Source organism: Nonomuraea basaltis, assembly GCF_005893125.1.
In the GTDB taxonomy this organism is placed as follows: Bacteria; Actinomycetota; Actinomycetes; order Streptosporangiales; family Streptosporangiaceae; genus Nonomuraea; species Nonomuraea basaltis.
Genome location: NZ_VCJS01000421.1, coordinates 1 through 5,531, shown reverse-complemented (window position 1 = coordinate 5,531; position 5,531 = coordinate 1). Strand labels below are relative to the sequence as shown.

Here is a 5,531-nt window from a genome sequence, read left to right as displayed (position 1 = left end):
AGATGTGTATAAGAGCCAGCTCGCCGCCGTGTTCGGGTCGGTGGCCGCGCTGTTCGTGCTGATCGTCATCGGGGCGGCGATGCTCAAGAGCTCGTCGAGGTCGGCGACGACGACGCCGATCGCGGTCCCGACGTACGAGCCGCCCTCGCGCGACACCGACGACCCCGACCCCTTCCCCACGAGGACGCGCGAGAGCCAGGAGCCCACGCAGCAGCAGACCGAGGATCCCGGCGACGAGCCGGACACGACGCCGCCCAAGGTCACGCTCAACACGAGCCTGAAGAACAACACCATGTACCGGGCGGGCGCGCTCCCCCGGCTCAGCTGCTCGGGGGGCAGCACCAACATCTTCAACCACAGCCAGCTCAAGGCGCTGATCCTGAAGACCGGCAAGTGCATGGACCGGGCATGGCAGCCGATCCTGGAGAGGCAGGGCATCCGGTTCAGCCCGCCCGGCTACGCCATCGCGGCCAAGCGCGGCAGGGGCGCGTGCGGCGACTACCCGTCGGCGGGGAGCATGGTGCCGTACTATTGCCCGCGGAACAACACGATCTACGCATCCACCTCCGCCATGGCAACGGGCAACGGCAACGCCCGCGGCTACGGCGAGATCATCAACTGGCACGGCGGCATCATCAGCATGATGGCCCACGAGTACGGCCACCATGTCCAGAACATCACGGGCCTGATGAACTCCTGGTGGCGCAGCACGCTCGACTCCTCCAGCCAGAGCGGCAAGCTGGCGCTCAGCAGGCGGCTGGAGCTGCAGGCGACCTGCTTCGGCGGCATGTGGATGCGGTCGGTCGCGGCGTCGTACCCGATCAGCACGGGCGACCGGAGCCGGCTGTTCTGGTTCTACGGCCAGGTGGGCGACTACCCGGGCTATCCACGCGACCACGGCACGCCGGCGAACAACAACCGGTGGTTCCGCCAGGGGTGGGAGAAGAGCAAGGCGTTCCAGTGCAACACGTGGCTGGCGCCGTCTTCAACGACCTCCTGATAGGCACGTGGCGTTCATCTCATGTTGGGCACATGTCTCTGATGTCCATATATGGGGACTAGAATCCTGGCAATCTTGTGCCCAACGGGGGCCAGACGACGGTTTTTGCCTGGTAGGCGTAAAGGAGCCGGTGTGAGCAAGCGCGATGGGGCCGACACCGTGCCAGGAGGCAGGAAACGACGCCCGCCGCGCCGCCCGCGCCCGGCGTCCGGTCCAGCCTCTCGCTCGCGCGCTCCGCGCTTCGCCAGGCCGCTGACGACCGCCTCCGTGCTCGGCTGGACCGCCCTGTCAGCCATCGTGCCCGGCGCCGCCCACCTGCGCGCCGGGCACCGCCGTGTCGGGCTGACCCTCATCAGCGTGTACGCGGTGCTGCTGCTCGCCGCCCTGGCCTTCGGGCTGACCCGCGAGAACATCTTGGCGAGCCTGACGTCCTTCGTCGACGACGGGATGATGGTCATGGTGATCGTCATCGCGTCATTGTGCGCGCTGGCGTGGTTCGCGCTGCTGGTGAGCTCCTACGTGGCGCTCGGCCCGAACCGGCTGAACCAGCAGGGCCAGGTGGTGACCGGCATCGTGGTGGGGGTGCTGTGCGTGGCCGTCATGGCGCCGTTCGCGTTCACCGCCGACACCATGCTGGCCGCGCACAGCGCGATCGGCGACATCTTCCCCACGGAGACCGACCCCGAGGTGCCGTCGGCCGCCAAGGACCCCGAGAACCCGTGGGGCGGCAAGGACCGGGTGAACTTCCTGCTGGTCGGCGGCGACGCCGCGGGCAACCGCACCGGCGTGCGGACCGACAGCATGAACGTGGCCAGCGTGGATCTCAAGACCGGCAACACGGTCCTGTTCAGCCTGCCGCGCAACCTTCAGCACGTGCGCTTCCCCGCGTCCTCGCCGCTGAACAGGCAGTTCCCCAACGGCTTCATGGCCGAGCTGCCCAACGGCGGCCTGCTCAACGAGGTCTGGCAGTACGCCAACGACAACCCGCAGCTCATGGGCGGCAAGAACAAGGGCCCGCGGGCGCTGATGGACGCCGTCGGCCACACGCTCGGCCTGAAGATCGACTACTACGCCATGATCAACATGTACGGCTTCGCGTCGCTGGTCGACGCCATCGGCGGCCTGAAGATCCGCGTCGAGCAGGATGTCAAGTGGGGCGGCCTGTACGGCACCGCCGGCACGATCAAGGCGGGCTTCCGGCGCCTGTCCGGCGAGCAGGCCCTCTGGTACGGCCGCTCCCGCGTCAACAGCGACGACTTCTCCCGCATGGGCCGCCAGCGCTGCGTCATCGGCGCCTTCGCCCAGCAGGCCACCCCCACGGTCATCCTGACGAACTTCAACAAGATCGCCGGCGCGGCCAAGCGCATGGCCCAGACCAACATCCCGCGGCATCTCGTGCAGCCGCTGATGGAGGTGGCCGTCAAGGTCAAGGACGCCAAGATCACCAGCCTGCAGTTCGTGCCGCCGGAGTTCTACTCGGGCCGCCCGGACTGGGTGAAGATCCGCCAGGCCTCGCGGAAGGCGATCAGCGACTCGCTCCGGCCAGCCAAGCAGGCCCAGACGGCCAACGTGAGCGCCTCCCCCGGCGTCACGGCGCCCACGCGGAAGACCCCCACCGCGGGGCCCACGCAGACGCCGACCCGCAACAGCCAGAAGGCCGGCGCCAAGTCCCTGGACGAGCTCTGCGGCCTCTGAGCGAGCGGTCAGGAGACCCTCTCAGCAGACCCTGTCGAACGTCACGGGAACTCGCTGCGGGCCTCTGACGGTCAGGCTGGACCGCCAGCGCAACCGCTCGGGCGGTACGGCCAGGGTCAGCCCGGGCAGACGGCGCACGATCGCGCTCAGGGCGGCCCGTCCCGTGAGCCTGGCCAGCATGGCGCCGAGGCAGTAGTGCGGCCCGAGGCCGAAGCTCAAGTGGGCGGTGTCCTCCCGGGCGATGTCGAACCGGTCCGGCTCGGGAAAGCGTCCGGGGTCCCGGTTGGCCGCGCCCAGCGCCACCAGGACCGGCTGTCCCTCCGGTACGCGAACCCCGCCCAGCTCCATCGGCTCGCGGGCGAACCGCCAGGTGGCCAGCTCGACCGGGCTGTCGTAGCGGAGCAGCTCCTCGACCGCCTGATCGACGAGTCCGGGGCGCTCGCGCAGCAGGTCCAGCTGGTCCGGGTGCCGGAGCAACGTACAGACGCCCAGCCCGATGAGCCCCACCGTCGTCTCATAGCCGGCGACCAGCAGCAGAAAGATCATCGACAGCAGCTCCGTCTCGGTCAGCCGCTCACCGTCGTCCGCGGCGGCCGTGATCGCGCTGATGACGTCGTCCCCGGGCTCCCGCCGCTTGGCGGCGACCAGCTCGCCCGCGTAGGCGGCCAGCCGCCGCAGCGCCTCGGGCCTGGCCCCGGCCCCGCTCTCCGCCTCGGAGGAGACCACGGCCGTGGTCCACCGCTGGAAGTCCGTACGGTCCGCCGCGGGCACGCCGAGAACGTCGCAGATCGTGCCGAGCTGCAACGGCGCCGCGAAGTCCCCGATGAGCTCGGCACCGCAGACGCCCGGGGAGTCGTCGGGGAGCTCATCGATGAGCGCGTCCACCCGCCGCTCGATCCGCGGCCGCAGGGCCGCCAGCCGCCCGGGGGTGAAGTAGCCGGAGACCAGGCGGCGCAGGCGGGTGTGCTCGGGCGGGTCGGTGGTGAGCAGGTGGGTGCCCAGCCCGGACCGGTCCTCCAGCGGCCGCCCGCGCCCCGCCTCCTGCCAGTCGGCCGGCGCGTGGCGCGGGTCCTTGCTGAGCCTCGGGTCGGCGAGCGCGGCGCGGGCGTCGTCATAGCGGGTCACGAGCCATCCGTACAGCCCGCTGCGCAGGTCCACCCGCTGGTGGGCGCCGGACTCCCGCAGCCGGGCGTAGACCGGGTAGGGATCGGCGAGCACCCCTTCATGCCCCGGCAACATCTCCTCCAGCATCCGCATCCCCCAGAAGCCGTGGTCCGGTGATAGTTCCGTCCTACCGGCTTCGCGCGCGTCCCGCACCCCTGTTCCGGCCTGAGGGCGCGAGGGGGTACCTCGCGGTGCACCCCCTCGCGCCCGGCTCTATTTGGCGAGCTGCCCCACGATCCACTCGGCCAGCGTGGCGGTCACCTCGCCGTGCTCGGAGTTGTCGGAGTCGCAGTGGTAGTCGTCGAGCTGGCTCTGCTCGGGAGACAGGGCAGTGATGTCGGTGTAGAGGTCGACCGTCCACTCGACCGGGTCGTACTGGAGGGAAACGGCGCTCACGGACGGGACGAAGCAGGTCGAACGGTACCGATTCGCGATCGGCACGCCGAGCTCGTCGGCGATCATGCCGTACGAGGCGAGCGTCCCGCCCGGCGCCCCGTCGAACGACGGGACGTCGCTGGTGTAGCTCTTGCTCGCCCACATCGGCACCGCGCGCATGCCGCCGACGAGCTTGCCGGTGCCGCGATCGGCCTGGGTACGCACGGTCGCGCCGACGACGCCGTCCAGCGCGCTCCACTCGAACACCAGGTCGTCGGGCGGCACGTTCCTGCCGGTGCCGTCGGCGGCGCCGTTGGCCACCCCGAGCTTGCGCGGCCTGACCGGGAACCACCCCACCCGGCGCAGGTCCTCGAGGAACTCGACGCGCAGCAGGCTGGCGGTGGCGACGGGGCCCGAGTAGCGGCCGTTCTCGACCCACGCCCACAGCACCTGCTGCGCGGCGGGGCTCCGGATCAGGTCCGCCTGCCCGGCCTCGCCGGGGGCGAGGCTCTCGGAGAAGTACGCGAGCTGCTGCAGGATGAGCGGGATCCACGCGCCGTTGTGCGGGGAGTCGTAGGACAGGTACGTCGCCGTCTGGTGGTCCTCGCCGCGGGTCTCCATCTCCGCCAGCGCGTACCGGGTGATCACCCCGCCCACACTGACGCCGCCGACGATCAGCGGCGCGCTGCCGGCCCGCTCGGTGATGGCCCGGCGGACGCACGTCGCCGCCACCCCGGCGTTGGCCTGGATGTGGGTGTGCCGGGCGCCGAAGCCGAGCAGCACGACGTCGATGCCCTGGGCGAGCAGCTGGTCGAGCAGGCGGTGCTGGTGGGGCGGGTAGGCCGCGTTGAGGTGGTGCCACAGCCCCGGCAGGTCGCTGGGCCCGTGGCCGAACCCGTCTGCGAAGATCATCGGCTGGACGAGGCGGTCGTGGCCGGCGCCGTAGTAGACGGCGGCGGTCCCCGTGGCGGTCTGTCCCTGGTAGGACCAGGCGGAGGTGAGCGCCCACTCGGCGTCGGGCACGCGCGACTGCCCGGCCGTTCCCGGCGCCGGCGTCGCGAACAACACTCCCTTGGGGAGCACCTGGGCGACCTGCTCCGCGCGACCGGCGGGCACCGGCTCCGACTCCTGCTGCAGGGCACACTCCACGTCGATCCTGGCTGCCCCTTGCCTTGGCTATTCATAGGCCTTGAGGAGATCCGAGACGAAATGACCCGATAGACAACGAAGAGTGCCCCTGATCTGGAAGATTACGGATTGTCGAGATCAACAACCTTCCAGAGCGAGGAGCACTCTT

4 protein-coding genes are annotated in these 5,531 nt (G+C 70.4%); 2 read left to right on the top strand and 2 right to left on the bottom strand.

Annotated elements, in window-relative coordinates; all coding sequences use genetic code 11:
- Both EJK15_RS67375 and EJK15_RS67370 read left to right on the top strand, forming a co-directional pair.
- Positions 1–1,000, top strand: a 1,000-nt coding sequence (locus EJK15_RS67375) for a neutral zinc metallopeptidase (RefSeq protein ID WP_138720611.1), incomplete at its 5' end; no start/stop codon positions are given.
- Positions 1,001–1,132: 132 nt separating this feature from the next.
- Positions 1,133–2,695, top strand: a complete 1,563-nt coding sequence (locus EJK15_RS67370) for an LCP family protein (RefSeq protein WP_240778106.1) — start codon at positions 1,133–1,135, stop codon at positions 2,693–2,695.
- Positions 2,696–2,716: 21 nt separating this feature from the next.
- Here EJK15_RS67370 and EJK15_RS67365 read toward each other — a convergent pair whose 3' ends face one another.
- Together EJK15_RS67365 and EJK15_RS67360 are read right to left on the bottom strand one after the other, a co-directional pair.
- Complete coding sequence (locus tag EJK15_RS67365; RefSeq protein ID WP_206062280.1) at positions 2,717–3,952, bottom strand: cytochrome P450 family protein; 1,236 nt, start codon at positions 3,950–3,952, stop codon at positions 2,717–2,719.
- 120 nt (positions 3,953–4,072) lie between these two features.
- Positions 4,073–5,383 (bottom strand): hypothetical protein, encoded by a 1,311-nt coding sequence (locus tag EJK15_RS67360; RefSeq protein WP_138720609.1) that lies wholly within the window; start codon positions 5,381–5,383, stop codon positions 4,073–4,075.
- Between the last annotated feature and the right edge of the window lie 148 nt (positions 5,384–5,531).